The sequence below is a fragment of the Bradyrhizobium sp. Mp27 genome, assembly GCF_029953005.1.
Classification (GTDB): domain Bacteria; phylum Pseudomonadota; class Alphaproteobacteria; order Rhizobiales; family Xanthobacteraceae; genus Bradyrhizobium; species Bradyrhizobium barranii.
In genome coordinates this window covers 268,779-290,585 of sequence record NZ_JASAUS010000001.1, presented here as the reverse complement: position 1 = coordinate 290,585, position 21,807 = coordinate 268,779, and the positions used below count along the sequence as shown (strand labels likewise).

Sequence of the window (21,807 nt, the reverse complement as noted above, 5' to 3'; positions counted from 1 at the left end):
GGCTAAACTGATTTGCGGTGGCGGCTGCCGAGCGCGGCCTCGATCGTTTCCGGACGCTCGATCCGTTCGATCAGCATGTCGATGCGATCACCGCCCCAGAACAGCTCACCGATGAACACCATGGTGGGCACGCCGAACACGCCGAGTGCTTCGGCCTCGTCGATGATGCGGTCGTGCTCGGCGCGGGCAGGGCCGTTGACGTAGGCTTCGAACTCGTTCGCCGAGCCGCCGCACGCGGTGATGACGTCCGTGATTGCGGCGAGATCGTCGATCTCCAGCTCATGGCTCCAGAACTTGCGGAACACTGTGTCGTGGTAGGTGCGGAAGAAGCCGTGCTGTTGGGCGAACAACATCCCGACGCTGGAATAGAAGGCGTCATAGATCCGACGCGGCCCCTTCATGACGAGCCCTTGCGCATTGGCATAGCGCCGCGCGTCCATATAGGCGTAACGCACCTTGCGCCAGAAATGCGGCGTGCGCTCCTCGACCGTCCCCATGAATTCGGCGACGCGCAGCGTATAGGGCAGCCATTCGAGCTCGACGCCGTGCGTCTCCTCGAGCGAGAACAGCCGCTTGTTGGCGACGAACGCGTAGGGGCTTTTGTAGTCGGTGTAGACGCGGACAAGCGGCTTGGGCATTGGCGTTTCCCTTTTTCTTCCTTCTCCCCTTGTGGGAGAAGGTGGCGCGAAGCGCCGGATGAGGGGTATCTGTCCACTCGCGGTATCGTTCGTGAGGATAGAACCCCTCACCCGGCTTCGCTTCGCGAAGCCACCCTCTCCCACAAGGGGAGAGGGTGCAGTGCCGGCGTGGCGCAATCAACGCCTCAATGCCTCAACCTCCTACCCCTTCGTCAGCCGATACTGCCCCAGATCCGGGTCATGCGTCATGCGCCAGTAGTCCACGAACCGCCAGGGCATCGCGGAAAACACGCGGCCGCTCGAATTGCGATAATAGGTGCTCATGCCGGGATGGGTCCAGATCATCGCCTCGTGCTCGGCATCGACCTTGCGGACGTAGTCGTCGAGCACGTCCTGACGGACGTCGATGGCGGCGACGTCTTGCTCGATCATGTCAGCGAGGCAGGCGGAAATATAGCGGCTCTGGCATTCCGACTGGAAGATGACGCTGCCGCCGTGGGCGGGGCCGGAGTTCGGGCCCAGCATGCAGAAGAAGTTCGGAAAGTCCGGGACGGTGAGGCCGAGGAACGCGGTCGGATTGTCGTTGGCCCAGGCCTGCCGCAGATCCTTGCCGCCGCGGCCGCTGATGTTGAGGCGTGCCGCCATCTCCGTCACCTTGAAACCGGTGGCGACGACGATGATGTCGGCGGGGCGGTGCTCGCCGTCAGCGGTGACGATGCCGTCGCGGTCGAAATGATCGATCGTGTCGGTGACGAGCTCGACATTGTCCCGCGTGAGCGTCCTGAACCAGTTGTTGTCAAGCAGGATGCGCTTGCCATAGGGCGGATAGGTCGGCACGCACTTGGCGATCAGGTCGGGGTGGTCCTTCAGCTCGGTGAGGATGAAATCGGTCAGTTCCTGGCGATGCCGGTCATTGCCCTTGTTGACGGCGCGCTCCGGATGCGGCCAGGTCGGGTCCTTGCGCAGGAACGGCAGCAGACCGTCGCCATAGCGCCAGAACATGTTGAAGCGGTACCATTGCACATAGAACGGCAGATGCGCGAGCAGCCAGCGCGCGCCCTCGGTGATGGGATCGGAATAGCCGTTAACGGGCCGCGCCCATTGCGCGCTGCGCTGATAGACCGTGACGGAGGCGACGCGGCCGGCGATCGACGGCACCAGCTGCATCGATGTCGCGCCGGTCCCGATCACGGCAACATGCTTGCCCTCGAGATTGACGTCGTCCGACCACAGGGCCGAATGCAGGATCGTGCCCTTGAAGTCTTCCTCGCCCTTGAAGCGGGCGCGAGAGGGATCGTTGAGCTGGCCGATGGCCGAGACCAGCGCGGTGGATTCAAAGGTCTCTTCGCCGTTCTTGGTCTTCAGCGTCGAAATCCAGCGCCGCTTGCCTTCGTCCCAGCGCGACGCTGTCAGCTCGGTATTGACCCGCAGATGCTTGCGGATGCCGTATTCCTCGGCGACCTTCAGCAGATAGCCGAGCAGCTCCTCGCGCTGGCAGAAATAGCGCGTCCATGCATTGCCCGAGCCGAACGAGTAGGAATAGGAATGGTTCGGCGTATCGACGCCGCAGCCGGGATAGCGGTTGATCCACCAGGTGCCGCCGAGCTCGGCGTTCTTCTCGACGATGGTGTAGGGGATGCCGAGATGGCCGAGTGCCACGCCGAGCGCGATGGCGCAGACGCCGGCGCCGACGATCAGCACGTGCTGGCCGGCAAGCTTCTCGGCGGAGGGGCGCTGCGTCCATTGCGGCTCGCGCGCTACAAATCCCATCTCCTCGCGCATCAGCGGTGCATATTCCGGCGCGACGTTCTCGCCGAGGCAGGCGCGCATCATCTTCAGCAGCAGCGCCTCGCCGGGATCGGTGATGACGGGCTTTGGCGTGCCGTCGGCAAACAGCTTGACCACCGCAGCGCGGATCTCGTCCTGGACCTCCTGGGGCACGCCGGCCTCCGGGTCGGGAATGAGGCGGATGTCGCGCTTGGGCAAGTACGGCGGCTCGAGCCAGCGCTCATCGCCGGTCATGTGCACCAGCACCATCAGCAGGCAGCGGATATCGCCTTCGGCGATCGCGGAGACGAGATCGTGCGGCTTTTGTGGAGATGCGATGTTCATGGCGTGTCCTGATCTCCGGATGCATTGAAGAGGCCGCGCGTCATCAGCTTGCGATAGGCGGAGATGACGTGGTCGGGGACGGCGGTGACACCGCCGGCCGAATAGGAGTAGCGACGGCTGAGATAGCCGCGCGCGCCCATCAGCATGTGGACGATCGCCTCGAATTCCTCGTCGCTGTAATCTTCGATCGCGCCTGCCGCTCGTGCGCGGCGCAAAATGCGGACATAGGCGACCGAGATGTTGTCGAGATGTTTCTGGTAGCCGATGGGCGCGAAGAATTCGGCCTCGTTGAGGATGCGCAGGAACTCCGGCACCTCACGGATAAAGTCGAAGAAGGCGGAGAAGCGGGCGATCTCCTGCCGCGCGGCATCGGCGGTGCCGGTGCGGGCGCGGATGAACTCGACCATGTCGAGGCCGATCTTCGGCAGGAGCTGGTCGAGCAGCTCCTGGCGGTTCTCGAAATGATTGTAGAAGGTGCCTTGCGCGACGCCGGCTTCTTCCGTGATGCGGGCGACGGAGGCTTCGGCATAGCCATGCTTGCCGACGACCTTGGTCGCGGCGTCAAAGATCTTCTGCTTGGTCCAGGCGTTCCGCTCGACGCGGTTGAGCTTTGTGACCTTGGCATTCGCTTGCGTCATTCAGAGGTCTCCAGCTCGGCGCGCAGCACGCGCTTGAGGATCTTTCCGCTCGGATTACGCGGCAGGCTGTCGCGGATGACGAGCTCCTTCGGCACCTTGAAGCTCGCCAGGCGCGTACGGCAGTGCTCTGTGAGGGCAGGGAGTTCAAGGCTCGCGCCTTCGGCCAGCACCACGATCGCGACCGGCCGCTCGCCCCAGCGGGCATCGCGCAGGCCGATCACCGCGACTTCGCGCACCTCAGGCAAATCGTAGATGACGCGCTCGACCTCGGAGGAGGCGATGTTCTCGCCGCCCGAGATGATCATGTCCTTCTTGCGGTCGGTCAGGTACAGGAAGCCTTCCTCGTCGAGATAGCCGACATCGCCGCTGCGGAACCAGTCGCCGAAGAACGCGGTTTCAGTCTTCTCCGGATCCTTCCAATAGCCGCGCGTGATCTTCGGTCCGCGCAAGCAGATCTCGCCATTGACGTTCGGCGGCAGCGTCTTGCCGTCCTCGTCGCGGATCTCGATCTCGACATGGGCGATGGCGCGGCCGGTCGAGCCGATCTTCTCGATCTCGCGGCCGGCTTCCATGAAAGTATCGCCGCCGACGGTCTCGGTGAGGCCATAGGCATCGATGTAGCGCGCATTGCGGAAGAGCTTCGAGAACGCGCGGATGCGCACCTCCGGCGTCTTCTCGCCGCCGCCGATCGCCCATCTCAGGCTGGAGACGTCGTAGCGATCGTGGGTGGGGCAGGTGAGCATCGCGGTGGTCATGACCGGCGCGAACCATGCCGCGTTCAGCTTGTCCTCTGCGATCGCCGCAAGCGGGGTCTCCGGCTCGAAATTGCGCTCGATGCGGATGAAGCCGCCGTGCCAGAGCACGGCGATGCCGGGCAGGTCGAGTGCGCCGACATGGTAGAGCGGACCTACGACGAGGAGGCGCGTCTCGGCGCTGAGGCCCAGCGCGATCGTCTGGTCGGCGGACTTCCAGTAGAAATTATCGTAGGTGAGCATCACGCCCTTGGGGCGGTCGGTCGTACCCGAGGTGTACATCAGCCGCATCAGGTCGGACGGCGTGCGGACGTGCATCGGCGCCGGCGTGGCCTCGCCCTCGAGGTGCGTGATGCTTTGCTGCGCGGCTTCGTTCAGCACGACAATCTTCGCGCCCGCTGCATTGGCGGTGAGTTCTTCATCGACGATCAACAACCGCGCGCCGGCATTGCCCGCGATGTAGCCGACCTCGTCGCGCGAGAGACGGAAGTTGATCGGCAAGAACACCGCGCCGAGATGGCTGGTGGCGAAGACGAGCTCCAGGAACGCCGCGCTGTTCTTCATCAGCACGGCCACGACGTCGCCCGCGTCGATGCCCTGCGCGGCGAGCCAGCCGGCCGCTTGCCGGATGCGCGCATCGAAATCGGCGTAGGAGATCTCCTCGCCGCGATATTTCAGCGCGGGCCGGTCCGGCGTGCGCCGGGCATGAAAGGTGATGAAGCTCGAAAGATTGATCATTTTGCGGGTTTTGGGCCGATTACTGGCCTCGTTTCCTCCTTTGATGAATTATGACTCGTAATTCATCTTTGGCTTGACGTCACCCCCCTGCCTCTGAAATTGTTGGGAACACGGAGACGAGACGATCTCCGGCAAGGGACCAGGAAACGCCGACCCGAAAGAGGGAGGGGAAAATGACGAGAACCCGCATGCCGGGCATCAGCCGCCGTTCAACGCTGGCGCTGACGGGCGCCGGTGCGATGAGTGTTGCCGCACCGTGGGTGGCGCGCGCGCAAGCCAAGACCATCAAGATCGGCATGCCGACGATTCTGTCGGGCCGCGTCGCGCAGCTCGGCACGTCGTCGCGCAATGCGGTGATGCTCGAGGTCGACAAGGTCAACGCCGCCGGCGGACTTGCCGGCCGCCAGATCGAGATGGTGATCCGCGACTCCAAGGGCCAGCCGCAGGAAGCCGCCCGCGTCGCGCGCGAGCTCGTCAACACCGATGGTTGCGAGTGGTTGATCGACGGCGAGGCGTCGTCCGGATCGTTTGCGGTTCACGAAGTCGCGCGCGATCTCGGTGTGCTCTGCGTCCACACCTGCTCGGAAGCGTCCTCGCTGACGGCCGATCCGAAGCAGCACATTCCGAATGCGTTCCGTTGCGTCCGCCAGGGCATCCACGATTCCATCGTCGGCGGCAGCTATGCCGCCTCGATCGCGAAGGCCAAGGGCCTGAAGAAATGGGCGACCTGCTCGCCGGACTATGCCTATGGCCGCGACACCACCGGCGAGTTCACGCTGTACCTGAAGCGCTTTGCGCCCGACGTCGAAATCATCAGCGAGTCCTGGCCTAAGCTGTTCCAGCCCGACTACACCGAAGTCGTGACGAAGATCCTCCAGGCCAAGCCGCAGGCGCTGTACTCCTGCCTCTGGGGCGGCGATCTCACCTCCTATATCGACCAGGCCAACATCTACGCGATGTTCGGCCAGATGGAGGTGTTCGCGGTCAACATGGCCGACTACACCGCGCTCACGGTGGTGAAGAACCTGCCCAAGGGCATCCACTCCGGCAACCGCTACATCAAGACCTTCCCGACCACGCCGGAGAACGCGGCCTGGGGCGATGCCTACAAGGCGAAGTACAACGAGTATCCGACCAACTGGTCGTGGCAGAACGCAACGGCGGTGATGTTCCTCGCTGAGGCCGCGAAGAAGGCGAACTCCACCGACGGCAAGAAGATCGCGGAGGTGCTGAAGGGCCTGACCATCAAGTGCCCGTTCGGCGCCGACGGCACCGTAACGATGCGCGGTGACGACCACACGCTGGTCGGCTACGCCATCGGCTGGGGCACCACAATCCCGCAGGAGCCCTACGTGCCGGAGGTCAAGGCCGGCGACTGGAAGACCATCTTCGAGCTCGAGGCCGAGTGGAAGAAGAGCAAGGGCTACACCTGATCCGATGCGCGGCGGGGACGGGCGACCGTCTCCGCCGTTTTTATTTGGTTCTCCGCGCCAAGTCCGGCGCGTCGCAATGAAAGTGCTCCCGTGGATCTCGACGCGCTCGCCGGCTGCCTCTCCAGTTCCGCCTGCCTGGTGACGCAAACCACCAGCGGCGTCATCATCGGCATGCTCCTGTTCCTGGTCGCAGTCGGGCTGACGCTGATCTTCGGCGTGCTCAAGGTCGTCAATTTCAGCCACGGCGCCTTCTACATGTTCGGCGCCTATTTCGCGATGACGGCCTATCAGCTCACCGGGAGCTTCGCGCTGGCGATGTTCGCGGGCGCGGCGGGGACCGCGATTCTCGGTCTGATCTTCGAGCGCGTCTTCATGAGCCGCGTCTATGGCGCCGACGTGCTGATGCAGCTCCTCGTCTGCTACGCCTTCGTGCTGATCTTCGACGATGTCGTGCGCATCATCTGGGGGCCGGAATTCAAGTCGATGGGCATGCCCGCGGCATTCCAGGTGATGCCGCTGTTCATCGCCGGCGGCGTGGTGCCGCCCTATTACCTGCTGCTGATCGGCGTCGCGCTCGTCGCAGCGATCGTGCTCGGCATCGGATTGTCGCGCAGCCGTATCGGCAAGGTGATCCGGGCGGCGGCACATAATCCCGGTATGGTCTCGGCGCTCGGCATCAACACCGGTCTGATCTATGGGGGCGTGTTCGCACTCGGCGGCATGCTGGCGGGCCTTGCCGGCGCGCTCGCGGCGCCCGTTCGTTCGCTCACCCCCGGCATGGGATTTTCGGTGCTGATCGAATCCTTCATCGTCACCGTGATCGGCGGCATGGGATCGATCCTGGGCGCTCTGATCGGCGCGCTGCTGCTCGGCCTTATCAGGTCCTTCGGCTCGCTCGGCTTTCCCCTGTTCACGGAAGGCCTGATGTACCTGTTCATGGTAATCGTGTTGGTCTCAAAACCCACCGGCCTGTTCGGCAAGGAGGCGGCATGACCGAGCTCGAGGCCGGACGCGCCGAAACGCTGGCGCCGGTGCGCAGCGCTGCGGCACTGCAACGTTATCGCGACGTCCTGATTGCCCTGATCGCGTTCGCCGTGCTGGCGAGCCTGCCGCTGTTCACCGGCAGCAAGGCGCTGCTCGATTTCGTCATCCGCTGCTCGGCTTACGGCCTGTTCGCGACCTCGCTGAACCTGCTGGTCGGGTATACCGGCCTGACCTCGTTCGGCCACGGCATGTTCTTCGGCCTCGGCGCCTACGGTTTCGGCCTGATCATGCAGAAGCTGAGCGTGCCGATTCCCGTGGCCTTCGTCGCGACGCTGGCGATCACGGCGGTGATCGCCGCAATCATTGGCGCGATCTGCGTGCGGCTGAAGGAGATCTATTTCGCCTTCGTCACGCTCGCCTTCCAGATGCTGATCCACTCGACCATCCTGTCCTGGGCGTCCTTCACCGGCGGCGACCAGGGCCTGCGCGGCGGCATTCCGCGACCCGTGTTTCTCGGCATCGATCTGTCCAACCACGTCCATCTTTATGTTGCGAGCTGCACGCTGCTGATCCTCGGCCTGCTCGCGATGCGCCAGATCGCGCAATCGCCGTTCGGCTACACCTTGCGCATGATCCGCGACAACGCCGCGCGCGCGAGCTTCCTCGGTATCGACGTCTGGCGGGCAAAGCTGACGGTCTTCGTGCTGGCGGCATTGTTCGCGTCGATGGGCGGCATGGTGATGGCGCTGTTCGTCTCCGGTGCCTATCCGGAATTCGCCTATTGGACGATCTCGGGCGAGGGCATCTTCATCAACATGCTCGGCGGCGTCTCGACCTTCCTGGGGCCGATGGTCGGCACCGTGCTGCTGCTTCTGCTCAACGACACCGTCACGCGCTTCACCGAATATCACGGCATCGTGCTCGGCGTGGTCATCCTGTTCTTCGCGCTGGGCCTGCGCAAAGGCCTGCTGGATTTCGTTGCCGACTGGTTTTCGCACCGGCGTGACGCAGGCGAGGGGCGCTAGCGATGCTCGAGATCCGCAACCTCGCAAAATCCTTCGGCGGCGTGAAGGCGACCAACGACGTCACGCTCGACTTCCCCGACGGTTCGCTCACGGCGGTGATCGGACCGAACGGCGCGGGCAAGAGCACGTTCTTCAACCTGATCACCGGCGCCTTGAGGCCGGATTCCGGCGAGGTGCTGCTCGACGGCGTCGATCTCGCCGGCCGTTCGCCGCCGGAGATCGTGCGCCACGGCATCGGCCGCGCCTTTCAGGTCGCCAGCATCTTCAAATCGCTGACGGTGCAGGAGACCATGCTCGCCGCCGTCAGCGCCGATCAGCGTACGTCCGCGGTGCTGCACAAGCGCTTTCCGTTGCCCGAGACGCGCGGCCGTGCCGAGCATGTGATGGAACTGCTGGGCTTGGCGAGCAAGCGCAACCGCACCGCCGCGACGCTGTCGCATGGCGACCAGAAGCTACTCGACATTGCGCTCGCTCTGGTGCTCGAGCCAAAGGTGCTGCTGCTGGACGAGCCGACTGCCGGCATGGGCCCGGAAGAGCGCTGGCGCATGATCGACAAGGTGCGCGAGCTCTGGGAGACGCAGAAAATCACCGTCGTCTTCATCGAGCACGACATGGACATCGTGTTCAAGATCGCCCCAAAGATCGTCGTGCTCTGCTACGGCCGCATCCTTGCGACCGGCACGCCCGACGAAATCCGCAACAACAGTGCCGTGATCGAGGCCTATCTCGGCACCGAACATGCGGGGGCCGCTGCATGAGCGCGACCATTATCGAAGTCGCCGATCTCGACGTCTACTACGGCACGAGCCAGATCCTGTTCGGCGTCGGCCTCTCGGTGCGGCAGGGCGAGACCATGGCGCTGCTCGGGCGGAACGGCGCGGGAAAATCGACGACCATGAAGGCGATCATGGGGCTGGCGCCGCCGCGGCGGGGCAGGATCAGCCTGCGCGGCGCGGTGATCTCGGGCCAGAGGCCGCACCATATCGCGCGCGCCGGTCTCGGCTTCGTGCCGGAGGATCGCCAGATCTTTCCGGAGCACACGGTCGAGGACAATCTCGTCATCGGTCGCAAGAAAGGGCCGGAGGGCCAGGACGAATGGCCGATCAAGCGCATCTACGACGTCTTCCCGCTGCTGGAGCCGCTGCGCCATCGCATTGCTGGACGTCTGTCGGGCGGGGAGCAGCAGATGCTCGCCATCGCGCGCACGCTGATGGGCAACCCTGCGCTGTTGCTGCTCGATGAGCCGAGCGAGGGCCTCGCGCCGATCATCGTGCAGCGGATCGGCGAGCTGTTGCGGCAGCTCCGCCAGCTCGGCGCGACCGTGCTGATCGCCGAGCAGAACATGCATTTCTGCCTGGGGCTTGCGAGCCACGCCACGGTGATCGACAAGGGCCAGATCGTCTATACTGCCGGGATCGATGAGCTGAAGGCCAACGACGCGATCCGTCGCCGTTATCTGGCGCTGTAACCGGGTTCCGGACCGCCACACCGGCCCAAAGAAGAAAACTGTTGTCTCGGGTTCGTCAGACGGAAGGAGTTTCCCCGTCGAGGGCCAAAAACGCCAATCGCTTCCATTGCCGTTTGGGTCCGAAACGACGACATTCCATTCAGAATTTGATGGATTGACGGTCATGGAACGCACCGGATTTGAGCCCTTCGGCGAGCAGCTGGTGTCCGCAACGGACACCCAGCCGCGATCGCGCACGTCAAAGCTCCTGCTGCGGGCCGGCACCACGGTGTTCTGGTCGCTGGTCGCGGGCATCGTGCTCGCGCGTGCGGCCTTCTTCGAGCCGGGCGTCTATGACAGCTTCAGCCGCGTCGCCTCGCTCGCCAAAAGCCTGATCTTCTGAGCCGATTATTCCGGGCTGAGGATAGAACTTCCCTCGGCCCTGATATGCTGAAAACTTATTCCCCAATCGGCTAGCACTGCGTATAAATATTTCTCCTCTGGGAGAGATTTGTGTCGCAGAATCAAGCATCCAACCCGGCCGACGCCAAGCCAACCACTGTCGTGAGCCGTATTGCGGCGCTGATTCCGGGAATCCTCCTGTGCATCGCCGTGGCCGGTATCTCGGCCTTGCTCGAACGGGCCGAGCTGGGTGTCTTCGAGCACCCCTATGTCGAAGCGCTGGTGATGGCGATCCTACTGGGGATGGCGCTGCGCAGCTTCTGGAAACCGGCGCCGCGCTGGCAGGCTGGTATCGCCTTCAGCGCCAAACAGCTGCTCGAAGTCGCGGTCATGCTGCTGGGGGCATCGATCAGCTTCGCCGCCATCGCGGCTTCCGGCGTGGCGCTGCTGGCATCGATCGCGGCGGTCGTCGTGATCGCGCTCTGCGTTTCCTTCGGCCTCAGTCGCATGCTGGGCCTGTCGACGCGGCTCTCGATCCTGATCGCCTGCGGCAATTCCATCTGCGGCAATTCCGCGATCGCCGCCGTGGCGCCGATCATCGGTGCCAACAACGACGAGATCGCGTCCTCGATTTCCTTTACGGCGATCCTCGGCGTGATGATGGTGCTGGGCCTGCCGCTGCTGATTCCGCTGCTGCAATTGTCGGCCACGCAATATGGCATCCTCGCAGGCCTGACCGTCTACGCGGTGCCGCAGGTGCTTGCGGCAACGGTCCCGGCCGGGCTCGTCTCGACGCAGATCGGCACGCTGGTGAAGCTGATGCGCGTGCTGATGCTCGGGCCCGTCGTCGTCGGTCTCTCCCTGGTCGCCTCGCGCTGGCAGACCGGCGCCAAGAAATCCAATGTCGGCTTCTTCCGCCTGGTCCCCTGGTTCATCCTCGGCTTCCTTGCGCTGGCGACCCTGCGCTCGCTGGAGATCGTGCCGGGCACGGTGGTCGGGCCGGTGACGAAGATCACGAGCTTCCTGACGGTGGTCTCGATGGCCGCGCTCGGCCTCGGTGTCGACGTGAAGGTGCTGGCGAATGTCGGGGGCCGGGTGACGGCCGCCGTGACACTGTCGCTGATGCTGCTCCTCGGGATCAGCATCGCGCTGGTGCACTGGTTTAAGTAAGGGGAGCGCAGCGGCTGCGAACTCCTCTTCCTTCTCCCCTTGTGGGAGAAGGTGGCGCGAAGCGCCGGATGAGGGGTTCTATCAGCGAGTCCGAACTGAGAGGGGAGTTTGCCGAAGCAGACCCCTCATCCGCCTTGCCTTCGGCAAGGCACCTTCTCCCACAAGGGGAGAAGGGAAGTAAGCGCGCAATCGTCGAGATGGGGCGCCTAAATCACATCCGCCAGCGAATGCCCATGCAGCTCGATGTTGAGCCCCTGCATGCCCATGTCGCTGATCTCGCCGCCCATCGCCTTCAGGCTCTCCTCGCGGATCAGTGACATCAGCCCGCGGCGGAGCGCCAAAAACTCCGACGACATCATCATCGATTGCTGCCGCGGCCGCTCCAGCGGGATCGGGATCTCCGCCTTGATCGAGCCGGGGCGGGCGGTCATGCAATAGACGCGGTCGGAGAGGAAGATGGCTTCATCGATGTCGTGGGTGACGAACAGCACCGAGATCTTCAGCCGTTGCCACATGTTGGTGAGGATCTGCTGCATGATGACGCGCGTCTGCGCGTCGAGCGCGCCGAAGGGCTCGTCGAGCAGCAGCACCTTCGGGCCCGTGGCGAGCGCGCGGACGATGCCGACGCGCTGCTTCATGCCGCCGGACAGCTTCTCCGGATAATGCTTTTCGAAGGCCTCGAGCCCCGCGAGCCCGAGCAGCGTGCGCGCCGCGCGCTCGCGCTGGGAGCGCGCCATGCCGCGCATCTTCAGGCCGAACTCGACATTCTCCCGCACCGTCTTCCACGGAAACAGCGAATATTGCTGAAACACCATGCCGCGCTCGGCGCTGGGGCCGTTGACCCGCTCGCCGTCGACGGTGACTACACCGGTGGTCGGCTTGAGGAAGCCGGCAACGGCATTGAGCAGCGTCGACTTTCCGCAGCCGGAGGGGCCGACAATCGAGACGAACTCGCCGGGCTTCACATGGATCTGCGTGTCGGTGACGGCCTGCACCGGCCCCTCGATGCTGTCATAGCTGAGGGAGAAATTCCTGACCTCGATATGGCCCTGCGGTGCTTTGGTCAGGATTTCGCTCATTTCAGCCTCCACGGCATCACCAACTGCCCGGCGCCCCTGATAAGCAGGCTCGATCCTAGGCCGAGCACGCCGATCGCGATCATGCCGAGCGCGATGTCGGCATACTGGACAAGGGAATAGGCCTCCCAGGTGAAGTAGCCGATGCCGTATTGACCCGAGATCATCTCGGCGGCGATCAGCGACACCCAGGCCACGCCCATGCCGACGGTGAGGCCGGTGAAGATGTGCGGCATCGACGCCGGGAAATACACCTCGCGGAAGATCGATCGTTCTCGCGCGCCGAGACATTGCGCGGCGCGCACCAGCACGGGATCGACCAGCGACATGCCATGCAGCGTGTTGACCAGGATCGGGAAGAACGCCCCGAGGAAGGTGATGAAGACGATGCTCTGCTCGTTGGTCGGCCAAAGCATGATCGCCATCGGCACCCAGGCGATTGCCGGGATCGGCCGCAGCACCTCGGCCACCGGGAAGATGATTTCATGCACCAGCTTGAAGCGGCCCATGATCAGGCCGAGCGGCACGCCGACCACCGCCGCGAGCGAGAAGCCGAACAAGATGCGCCGGCAGCTCAAGAGGATGTGCAGCAGGAATTTGGGATCGTGGATCGCCTTGGTAAAGCTGGCATAGACCGCGAGCGGCGAGGGCACGTTGGTGAAGCGCACGAAGAACACGACGCGATAGGTCGTGAGCAGGTGCCAGACCAGCAGGAAGGCGAGCAGCGATATGATGCCGATCGCCGTCGCGCGTAGCCCCGCTCGATTGAGCCGGTACCAGCGCAGCGCAAGCGTGCCGAAGGAAGGCGGTGTCGCGGGCGGGGAAGGGGCGGGTACGGGGCCCGCCTCGGCGATTGCAGTTGCTGCCGACATGCTGTCCTCGGGATGTCTGACGAGGGCGGGACTGCTCACGTCTTGCCTCCGCCGACCGCAGCCTTCACCGTCGAAGCCGAGCACCTTGCCGCCGATCTTGGCGGCATGGGCTTCCGCGTCCTTCTTCAGCAGGAACGGCGCGACCTCGCCGTCGCCGACCGCGAAGAAGGCCTGGTCGGCGAACAGCTTGATTCCGCGCGTGGTGTCGAAGACATAGGCGACGTTGATCTTCTTGCCCTTGGCCTTGTAGTCGGCATAGGCCCCTAACGTGCAGGCGGCGGACGCAAACGGCAGGATACCGGCATCGTCGACCCAGACCTCGCCGGCCTTGCGCGGGTGGGTGATCGGCTTCTTGCAGAACGAGTCTTCGCCGGAGATTTCGTAGTTCTTCGTGCTGTCGAGCTGCGCGTCGTAGTCGAGCTTCATCTCGGCATAGGCCTTGCGGATGTAGGAATCATCCACCCACTTCTTCGGATCGAACTCCTTCATGCGGCCGAGATTCTGCAGCACCTTGACGTCGGTCGCGGCCGCGTCGATCAGCGCCGGCTTAACCGTGGGATCGGTGGTCATGTTGCCGCTGGGACCGAGGAAGATATAGACGACTTCCTTGTTGATGCCGGTCCATTCCTGGATCTTTTCGGCCGCGAGCTTCGGATCGTCGCGCAGCCACTGGTTGGCGGCGATCAGCGCCTTGAAGTAGGCAACGACGACCTCAGGGTATTTCTCGGCGAAATCGGTGCGGACCACGATGCCGTGGAAGGTCGGCAGATTGGTCTCGACGCCGTCAAAGATCTTTCGCGCGAAGCCGCGGAACGGCAACAGCTCGGCGAAGGGGACGAAGTCGGCATGCGCGTCGATCTTCTTCTCCTGGAGATTGGTCGAGCCGACCTCCGGGCTCTGGCTGACGAGCTGGAAGAAGTCGGAGGCGTAACCGCGATCCTGCATCGCCTTCAGCACCATGCCGTGCGCGGCCGAGCCGAACGGCACGCTGACGAGCTTGCCCTTGAGATCGGCGAGATCGTAATAGAGCGAGTCCTTGTGGACGACGAGCCCGTTGCCGGAGCCGGACAGGCTGTAGGCGGCCACGCCGATCAGGCGGCTCTTGCTCTCCGGATTGCTCTCGAAGGTGAATCCGTTCACGATCAGCGGATAGTCGCCCATCATGCCGATCTGGAGCTTGTTCGCCATCATCGCATTGGTGACGGGCGGGCCGGAGGTGAAGTTCTGCCACTCCAGCTCGAACTTGATGTTCGCGTATTTGCCGTCCTTCGGCAGATATTTCTCGAGGAGATGCAGCTGGCGGATGACGACGCCGGCGGTCACCGTGTTGGTCGTGGTGTCCTGCGTTCCAATGCCGAGCGTGACGGTTTCCGCCGAAGCCGGCTGCGCAAGGAGTAGCGCCAGCGAGGTCACCGACATCGCGATCGAGAGCGTGGGAAGATGGCGGACCATTCTCATCCTCATTCGGTTGGATGTGCTGTGGTTGCCATGATTGGGTGAGGCCGCGGGCAGGGCAAATCCGGAGTGACCGCCGCAGTCGATTAGTTGCCGGGAAAAGCTGATTGCATACTCCTTGGGCAGTCCTGCACTATAAAGCCGCTTGCCTGTGCATCGACCCTAGTCGCCATTCTGGCCGCGCATCTCCTCGAGAGCGTCGGCCCGGCACACCACGATCTGCGAGCGCTTGGTGACGACGATTCCCTTCTCCTGCATCCGTTTCAGGCTGATCGTGACCCATTGCCTGGTGGCGCCGACCATGTGGGCGATGTCGGCATGGGTGAAGGCCGCCGCGATCACCCGGCCGTCGGCATCGTCGACGCCGTAGAGCTCGACCAGATGCAGCAGAAGATGCGCGAGGCGCTGGGTGATCGAGCGTGTTCCCAGCATCTGCGCCAGCGCCGAATAGCATTTGCCCTTGAAGGTGAGGCCTTCAATGAGGCCGATGGCGAGGTTCGGGATCTCCACGGCAAGCGACCGCAGCTCCTTTCCGGGCAGGTGCACGACGCTGCAATTGCTGGATGCGACGCCGGACCATTGATGCACGGTGCCCTCGAACACTTCGGGCCCGCCGACGAAATTACCGACATGCCAATAGGCCAGCGTGATCTCGCGTCCGAGCGGCGAAGTGTAGAACACGCGGATGCGGCCGCTCTCGATCAGCCAGATACCGTCATGCTTGCCGCCCTGGCTGAACAGCGTCTGGCCGCGGTTGAGCACCTTTCGCCGGCCCTGCTTCAGCACTAGCTCCCGCTCGCGCGGCGTGAGCTTGTCCATCAGCGGCGGCGGTCCGCCGATCCATTGCTGGTTCTCGGTGAGCAGCAGCGACGAGCCGCCGGCAGGCCGGACCGTTGCGGGAACCGCCCCGCGAACCACATTGGCCGCCTGCAACATCATCTGCCTCCGGAACGTTCAAATCGTTCTAAAGAGGAGCAATGTCCGTGCCAGCTTTACTCCGCTGTCGTCGCCCGGCTTGACCGGGCGACCCAGTATTCCAGAGGCAGCAATGGGTTACGGATAGGCTGCGGCGTACTGGATTCCCCGCTTTCGCGGGGAATGACAACGGAGCAAGGGGAACGGTCGAGGCGCTACCGCCCCGCCAAGCTCAGCAGATACGGCTTCGGATAAATCCCCCTGTTATGCCCATCCGAAAACGAGATGTTCAGCCCGTAGCCGAGATCGCCGATCTCGGTGATGGCGATGCCGGGAAAGCGTTCGGGGAAGCGATCGTCGAAGCGGGCGCGAGTGCAGTGGGCGCATTTGCAGGAGAGGCGGAGCTGCTCGGCAGCGATCCCGACCACATCGTCCTGCGTGGTGCGCACGACGAGCGTCGCGAGATCGGCGCTGGCTTCATAGTCGGCCACAGTCGGCGCCACCAAGGTCATGGTCATGACGAACCTCCAGCCTCTTTCTATGTCGGCGCCGGCGCGCACGAATAGCAACTAATTGCCAGCGCGGACGCGTGGCCGTCTGCCTCCTCTTCAATCACCGTCCACCAAATGTGAAACTAATCGACCGGGAATTTCACTTCCGAATTGCCGGGCTCTGCTCTCTCCGAAACCTTGTGCGCCAACGATGGCCGAGGAGAGACCATGAGCGCATTTCAGAAGGAAACGGTTTTGTCGGTCCGGCACTGGACCGACTCCCTGTTCAGCTTCACGGCGACGCGCGATCCGAGCTTCCGTTTCCAGAACGGCCAGTTCGCGATGATCGGGCTGGAAGTCGAGGGCAAGCCGTTGATGCGGGCCTACAGCATGGCGAGCGCCAATCACGAGGAGGCGCTCGAATTCTTCTCGATCAAGGTGCAGGACGGTCCGCTGACCTCGCGTCTCCAGAGCATCCGGGAGGGCGACATCATCCTGGTCGGCCGCAAGGCGACGGGCACGCTGATCACCGGCAACCTCATCCCGGGAAAGCGCCTGCTGCTGCTCTCGACCGGCACGGGCCTCGCGCCTTTCGCCAGCCTGATCAAGGATCCGGATGTCTACGAGAATTACGAGACCATCGTGCTCGCCCATGGCTGCCGCCAGGTTTCGGAGCTCGCCTATGGCGAGCACCTTGTCGAGGGCCTGCGTGAGCACGAATTCTTCGGCTCCCTGATCCGCGACAAGCTCGTCTACTATCCGACCGTCACCCGCGAGCCGTTCCGGAATCGCGGTCGCATCACCGACCTGATCGCCTCCAATCAGCTGTTCGACGACATCGGGCTAACAGGTCTCGATATCGAGACCGACCGCATCATGCTGTGCGGCAGCCCGGCGATGCTCGAGGAACTCCCCGCGATGTTTGCCGCGCGCGGCCTTGTCGAGGGCAACTACAGCCAGCCCGGCCATTTCGTCATTGAAAAGGCCTTCGTCGAGCGCTGAGGCGCAAATCGCGTCCCGGCGACAACTAATTGCTATCGCCGGACGACCACCTGAACAAATCTGATGCGAAGGCGCCGGACCGGCGAACCAGGAGCAAGTGATGGCACTAGATGAGATCGTCGACGGACTTTCGGAGGTTTCTTGCGACGTGCTCGTCATCGGCGGCGGCACGGCCGGCCCGATGGCGGCGCTGAAGGCGAAGCTGAAGAATCCGAAGGCCAACGTCGTCCTGCTCGAAAAGGCCAACGTCAAGCGCTCCGGCGCGATCTCGATGGGCATGGATGGGCTCAACAACGCCGTCATCCCCGGCTACGCCACGCCGGAGCAGTACACCAAGGAAATCACCATCGCCAACGACGGCATCGTCGATCAGAAGGCGGTCTATAAATACGCGCAAAATTGCTACAAGATCATCGAAGAGCTCGACAGTTTCGGCATCCGCTTCCTCAAGAACGAGAACGGCGACTACGCGGTCAAGAAGGTGCACCACATCGGCACCTATGTGCTGCCGATGCCGAACGGCGAGACGGTCAAGAAAGCGCTCTATCGCCAGCTCCGCCGCGCCCGCATCCTGATCTCCAACCGCTACATGGCGACGCGGCTGCTCAAATCGTCCGACGGCCGCATCGCCGGCGCGATCTCCGTCAACACCCGCACCGCCGAGATCCTGGTGATCAAGGCCAAGGCCGTGATCCTCTGCATGGGCGCCGCCGGCAGGCTTGGTCTGCCGACCTCCGGCTACATGTTCGGCACCTACGAGAACGCCGCCAATTCCGGCGACGGCTATGCCATGGCCTATCACGCCGGCGCGGCGCTGGCGAACCTCGAATGCTACCAGATCAATCCGCTGATCAAGGACTATAACGGCCCGGCCTGCGCCTATGTCGCCGGTCCCTTCGGCGCCTTCACCGCCAACAACGAGGGATCACGCTTCATCGAATGCGACTACTGGTCCGGCCAGATGATGCTGGAGTTTTACAACGAACTGCTGTCAGGCAAGGGCCCGGTTTTCCTCCAGCTCAAGCATCTCCATCCCGACACCATCTCCGAGATCGAATCCACGCTGCACAAGGTGGAGCGTCCCACGCGCGGCCTGTTCCAGCAGGGGCGCGGGGTCGATTACCGCAGCGAGTCGATCGAGATGCACATCTCGGAGATCGGCTTCTGCTCCGGCCACAGCGCCTCCGGCGTGTTTGTCGATGACAATGCCCGCACGACGGTGCCCGGCCTCTATGCCGCCGGCGACATGGCAAGCGTGCCGCACAATTACATGCTCGGCGCCTTCACCAACGGCTCGGTCGCCGGCATCGACGCCATGGAGTTCGCCGACAACCAAGACTTTGCGGAGTTCGATGCGGCCGATGTCGCGCTGGAGCGCGACCGCGTACTGGCGCCGACCAAACGCGAAGACGGCATTCCGCCGAACCAGGTCGAGTACAAGACCCGCCGCCTCGTCAACGACTATCTCCAGCCGCCGAAGGTCACCCGCAAATACGAGCTCGGCATGCGCCGCCTCGCCGAGACGCGGCAGGACATGCAGGAGCAAATGATCGCGCGCAGCGCGCACGAGCTACTCCGCGCGCTCGAAGTGCAGTCGATCATGGACTGCGCCGACATGGCGGTGCACGCCTCGTTGTACCGCGAGGAGAGCCGCTGGGGCCTCTACCACTGGCGCACGGATTTCCCGGAGAAGGACAACGAGAACTGGTTCTGCCACACGCTGCTCTCCAAGCAGAACGGCAAGATGACCAGCGAGAAGCGCGCCGTCGAGCCCTATGTCGTGCCGATCGCCGACGACGAGAAGGACCTCTACGACAAGCAGCGCATCCGCGCCTCCGCCTGATCCACCGCAACATCGCAACAGGAGACATAAAATGCCTCTCGCGTCCTATCAGACATCGGTTCCGGTGGTCGTCGACGACGTCAAATGCATCGCCGACAAGGGCTGCACCGTGTGCGTCGACGTCTGCCCGCTCGACGTCTTGCGCATCAGCGACATGACCGGCAAGGCCTACATGGCCTATGACGAGTGCTGGTACTGCATGCCGTGCGAGGCCGATTGCCCGACCGGCGCCGTCACCGTCAACATTCCCTATCTGTTGAGGTGATCATGTCGAGCCCGTTCGAATCCTATGACGACCTCGAAGATGCCGATGAGCGGTTGCAAGCTGCTGATCCCGCCGAGCGCCGTGTCGCTATCATCGCGCTCGGTCACTCCGGTGATCCCGCAGCCGTCGCGCATCTCGCCAACATGGTATCCGATCCCGACGCCGGCGTGCGCCAGCAGGTCGCGATGGCGCTCGGCGAGTTCGACGGGCCGGAGGCCGCGAATGGGCTGGTCAAGCTGCTGGTCGATCCCGAAAGAATCGTGGCGGCGACCGCGGCCGACAGCATGGCCGAATTCAAGGATCCGGCGTGCGCCGAGATCATCCTGCCGCTGGTCAAGCACGCCCACGCCTTCGTGCGCATGGGCGCGCTGCGCGCCCTGAAGGAGCTGCGCTGCAAGGACACGCTGAAGCCGGCACTGGAAGCGCTCCTGGATCAAGATGCGGCCGTTCGCGTGCAGGCGATCGGCGTGATCGGCTTCCTCAAGCTGGAGGAATCCATCCCCGCGCTGACCGCGCTGATCAACGATCCCGACGCCCATGTGCGTCGCGCCGCGGTGAGCGCGCTGGCCTTCTCGCAGCTGAAGCCCGCGGCCGAGACGATCACACGCGGGCTGAAGGACTCGGACTGGATGGTGCGCGAGATGGCCGCGGAAACGCTCGGCCTCAACGTCAACGGCTCGCTCGCGGCCGATCAGCTTGTCGGCTCGCTTGCCGATGAATTCTGGCAGGTGCGGCTGAAGGCGATCCGCAGCCTCGGCAGGATGAAGATCGAGCGCGCGGTACGCCCGATCGGCAATTGCATCAACCACGACCAGGCCAATTTGCGGAAGGAGGCGGCCGCGGCGCTCGGCGAGATCGCCCATCCCGACGGCGAGGCGTTCCTGGCCGTCATCGCCGACGATGCCGACCCAGACGTTCGCAAGAACGCGCGCTGGGCGCTCCAGCAGATCGCGGCGCGCAAAGCGCGAGCAGGCGCATAAAGGCCCGGACAGGGGCATAGCGGCTCTTCGCGGCCGGTCTGGACTTCCCCTGCCAGACGTTTATTGGTCTTCGCCAATGGGATCGGCTGCTATTTCAGCGTGGCCGATCCGAGAAAGAGCGAGGACGCGGCCATGACGACACTGTCTGTTAAAGATCTTCTCCCCGAGGATGGAACGAAGGGGACGCTGGTCGGCCGCGTCTGGCTGCCGCAGGCGAACGGCCCGGCCGTTGTCGCCGTCCGTGGAGACGGCGTCTTCGACGTCACCGCCAAATTTCCGACCGTCAGCGCGCTCTGCGAGGAAGACAACCCGGCCAAGGCGCTCGCCGCGGTCAAGGGCGAGCGCATCGGCGATCTCGAAGCGATCGTGGCCAACACGGCACCAGATGGACGCGATCCGAAGAAGCCGTGGCTGCTTGCGCCCCTCGATCTCCAGACCCTGAAGGCCGCCGGCGTCACCTTCGCCATCTCGATGCTGGAGCGCGTCATCGAAGAGCGGGCCAAGGGCAATCCGGCCTCGGCCGAAGCCATCCGGAAAGAAGTGACGCGGCTGATCGGCGACGATCTGTCGAAGCTCAAGCCCGGCTCCGACCAGGCGATGCATTTGAAGCAGGTGCTGATCGATCAGAACGCCTGGAGCCAATATCTCGAAGTCGGCATCGGTCCGGATGCCGAGGTCTTCACCAAGGCTCCGACCTTGTCCTCGGTCGGCACCGGCATGGATGCCGGCCTGCATCCGAAATCGACCTGGAACAATCCCGAGCCGGAGCTGGTGCTGTTCGTCTCGAGCCGCGGCAAGATCGTCGGCGGCGCGCTCGGCAACGACGTCAATCTGCGCGACTTCGAGGGGCGTTCGGCGCTCCTGCTCTCAAAGGCCAAGGACAACAACGCCTCCTGTGCGATCGGACCGCTGCTGCGCCTGTTCGACGACACCTTCACACTCGACGATGCGCGCAAGCTCGATATCAGCCTGAACGTGAAGGGCGCGGACGGCTTTGTCCTCGACGGCCATTCCTCGATCAGCATGATCAGCCGCGATCCGACGGACCTCGTCGAGCAGACGATCGGCAAGGTGCATCAATACCCCGATGGCTTCGTGCTGTTTCTCGGCACGATGTTCGCGCCGGTCAAGGATCGCGATGCGCCGGGGCAGGGGTTCACCCACAAGCGCGACGACATCGTCACGATCGCAGCGCCCCAGCTGGGCAAGCTCGTCAACCGCATGCGCACCAGCGACGAGTGCGAGCCCTGGACGTTTGGAATCGGCGCGCTGATGAAGAACCTCGCGCAACGGAAGCTGATCTAGCTCCGTTGCCCTTCGCCTCTCCCCGCACGCGGGGAGAGGCCGGATTGCATCGAAGATGCAATCCGGGTGATGCGGACTCTCCGCGAGTCGATTTGGTCGGCCTACGCCGAACTCTATCCACACCGTCATTGCGAGCGCAGCGAAGCAATCCAGAGTCCCTCCGTGGACAGTTTCTGGATTGCTTCGCTGCGCTCGCAATGACGCGGAGGAGAGGTTGCGAGCCGCACATACTCCTTCATCTCCCCGTTGCATCCACGGAACAAA

At 63.8% G+C, this 21,807-nt stretch carries 20 protein-coding genes and 1 pseudogene; 12 read left to right on the top strand and 9 right to left on the bottom strand.

All coding sequences use genetic code 11. From position 1 onward, the window contains the following. Window positions 1–2 precede the first annotated feature (2 nt). The 4 genes from QJT78_RS01200 to QJT78_RS01185 all read right to left on the bottom strand — a co-directional run bounded on the left by QJT78_RS01200 (window position 3) and on the right by QJT78_RS01185 (window position 4,878). Window positions 3–638: a DsbA family protein gene (locus QJT78_RS01200; protein WP_038941924.1), complete on the bottom strand. Its 636-nt coding sequence runs from the start codon at window positions 636–638 to the stop codon at window positions 3–5. 201 nt (window positions 639–839) lie between these two features. Further along, entirely contained in the window at window positions 840–2,750 is a 1,911-nt protein-coding gene (locus QJT78_RS01195) for an NAD(P)-binding domain-containing protein (RefSeq protein ID WP_028150291.1), read from the bottom strand. Then, window positions 2,747–3,388 carry a TetR/AcrR family transcriptional regulator gene (locus QJT78_RS01190; RefSeq protein ID WP_028150292.1) on the bottom strand — a complete coding sequence of 214 codons (642 nt, stop codon included), beginning with the start codon at window positions 3,386–3,388 and terminating at the stop codon, window positions 2,747–2,749. Before QJT78_RS01190 ends, QJT78_RS01195 begins: the two co-directional genes overlap by 4 nt. Next, on the bottom strand, window positions 3,385–4,878 hold the full coding sequence (locus tag QJT78_RS01185) for an AMP-binding protein (RefSeq protein WP_028150293.1): 1,494 nt from the start codon (window positions 4,876–4,878) through the stop codon (window positions 3,385–3,387). Before QJT78_RS01185 ends, QJT78_RS01190 begins: the two co-directional genes overlap by 4 nt. A gap of 173 nt (window positions 4,879–5,051) precedes the next feature. On the opposite strand from QJT78_RS01185, the gene QJT78_RS01180 reads away from it, so the two are divergent. From QJT78_RS01180 to QJT78_RS01150, 7 genes are all read left to right on the top strand, one after another. After that, window positions 5,052–6,311: an ABC transporter substrate-binding protein gene (locus tag QJT78_RS01180; protein ID WP_281460167.1), complete on the top strand. Its 1,260-nt coding sequence runs from the start codon at window positions 5,052–5,054 to the stop codon at window positions 6,309–6,311. A gap of 90 nt (window positions 6,312–6,401) precedes the next feature. Then, a complete protein-coding gene (locus QJT78_RS01175) occupies window positions 6,402–7,304 on the top strand; it encodes a branched-chain amino acid ABC transporter permease (RefSeq protein WP_028150295.1) in 903 nt (300 codons plus the stop codon). Then, window positions 7,301–8,320, top strand: a complete 1,020-nt coding sequence (locus tag QJT78_RS01170; protein ID WP_028150296.1) for a branched-chain amino acid ABC transporter permease — start codon at window positions 7,301–7,303, stop codon at window positions 8,318–8,320. The genes QJT78_RS01175 and QJT78_RS01170 overlap by 4 nt, the downstream gene beginning before the upstream one ends. A gap of 2 nt (window positions 8,321–8,322) precedes the next feature. Continuing rightward, window positions 8,323–9,078, top strand: a complete 756-nt coding sequence (locus tag QJT78_RS01165; protein WP_028150297.1) for an ABC transporter ATP-binding protein — start codon at window positions 8,323–8,325, stop codon at window positions 9,076–9,078. Beyond that, window positions 9,075–9,788: an ABC transporter ATP-binding protein gene (locus QJT78_RS01160; protein ID WP_028150298.1), complete on the top strand. Its 714-nt coding sequence runs from the start codon at window positions 9,075–9,077 to the stop codon at window positions 9,786–9,788. Before QJT78_RS01165 ends, QJT78_RS01160 begins: the two co-directional genes overlap by 4 nt. Before the next feature lie 163 nt (window positions 9,789–9,951). After that, window positions 9,952–10,170 carry a hypothetical protein gene (locus QJT78_RS01155; RefSeq protein ID WP_028150299.1) on the top strand — a complete coding sequence of 73 codons (219 nt, stop codon included), beginning with the start codon at window positions 9,952–9,954 and terminating at the stop codon, window positions 10,168–10,170. A 110-nt stretch (window positions 10,171–10,280) separates the two neighbouring features. After that, entirely contained in the window at window positions 10,281–11,339 is a 1,059-nt protein-coding gene (locus tag QJT78_RS01150) for a putative sulfate exporter family transporter (RefSeq protein WP_038941923.1), read from the top strand. Between the two features lie 206 nt (window positions 11,340–11,545). Here the strand turns inward: QJT78_RS01150 and QJT78_RS01145 are convergent, their stop codons facing one another. The 5 genes and pseudogenes from QJT78_RS01145 to QJT78_RS01125 form a co-directional block, all read right to left on the bottom strand. Then, on the bottom strand, window positions 11,546–12,418 hold the full coding sequence (locus QJT78_RS01145) for an ABC transporter ATP-binding protein (RefSeq protein WP_028150301.1): 873 nt from the start codon (window positions 12,416–12,418) through the stop codon (window positions 11,546–11,548). Beyond that, window positions 12,415–13,326 (bottom strand): ABC transporter permease, encoded by a 912-nt coding sequence (locus tag QJT78_RS01140; RefSeq protein ID WP_085965369.1) that lies wholly within the window; start codon window positions 13,324–13,326, stop codon window positions 12,415–12,417. Before QJT78_RS01140 ends, QJT78_RS01145 begins: the two co-directional genes overlap by 4 nt. Further along, window positions 13,323–14,739, bottom strand: a pseudogene (locus QJT78_RS01135) (ABC transporter substrate-binding protein). The gene QJT78_RS01140 and the pseudogene QJT78_RS01135 overlap by 4 nt, the downstream one beginning before the upstream one ends. A 165-nt stretch (window positions 14,740–14,904) precedes the next feature. Next, on the bottom strand, window positions 14,905–15,681 hold the full coding sequence (locus QJT78_RS01130) for a Crp/Fnr family transcriptional regulator (RefSeq protein ID WP_028150303.1): 777 nt from the start codon (window positions 15,679–15,681) through the stop codon (window positions 14,905–14,907). Between the two features lie 191 nt (window positions 15,682–15,872). After that, window positions 15,873–16,169: a gamma-butyrobetaine hydroxylase-like domain-containing protein gene (locus tag QJT78_RS01125; RefSeq protein ID WP_028150304.1), complete on the bottom strand. Its 297-nt coding sequence runs from the start codon at window positions 16,167–16,169 to the stop codon at window positions 15,873–15,875. 207 nt (window positions 16,170–16,376) lie between these two features. Between QJT78_RS01125 and QJT78_RS01120 the strand changes: the two genes are divergently transcribed. From QJT78_RS01120 to QJT78_RS01100, 5 genes are all read left to right on the top strand, one after another. Next, window positions 16,377–17,150 carry a ferredoxin--NADP reductase gene (locus QJT78_RS01120; RefSeq protein WP_038941922.1) on the top strand — a complete coding sequence of 258 codons (774 nt, stop codon included), beginning with the start codon at window positions 16,377–16,379 and terminating at the stop codon, window positions 17,148–17,150. 100 nt (window positions 17,151–17,250) lie between these two features. Next, window positions 17,251–18,993 carry a fumarate reductase/succinate dehydrogenase flavoprotein subunit gene (locus tag QJT78_RS01115; RefSeq protein ID WP_038941921.1) on the top strand — a complete coding sequence of 581 codons (1,743 nt, stop codon included), beginning with the start codon at window positions 17,251–17,253 and terminating at the stop codon, window positions 18,991–18,993. Window positions 18,994–19,024: 31 nt separating this feature from the next. After that, entirely contained in the window at window positions 19,025–19,258 is a 234-nt protein-coding gene (locus QJT78_RS01110) for a ferredoxin family protein (protein ID WP_038941920.1), read from the top strand. A 2-nt stretch (window positions 19,259–19,260) separates the two neighbouring features. Beyond that, window positions 19,261–20,238 (top strand): HEAT repeat domain-containing protein, encoded by a 978-nt coding sequence (locus QJT78_RS01105; RefSeq protein ID WP_028150308.1) that lies wholly within the window; start codon window positions 19,261–19,263, stop codon window positions 20,236–20,238. Window positions 20,239–20,370: 132 nt separating this feature from the next. Further along, on the top strand, window positions 20,371–21,543 hold the full coding sequence (locus QJT78_RS01100) for a fumarylacetoacetate hydrolase family protein (RefSeq protein WP_028150309.1): 1,173 nt from the start codon (window positions 20,371–20,373) through the stop codon (window positions 21,541–21,543). Window positions 21,544–21,807: the final 264 nt, after the last annotated feature.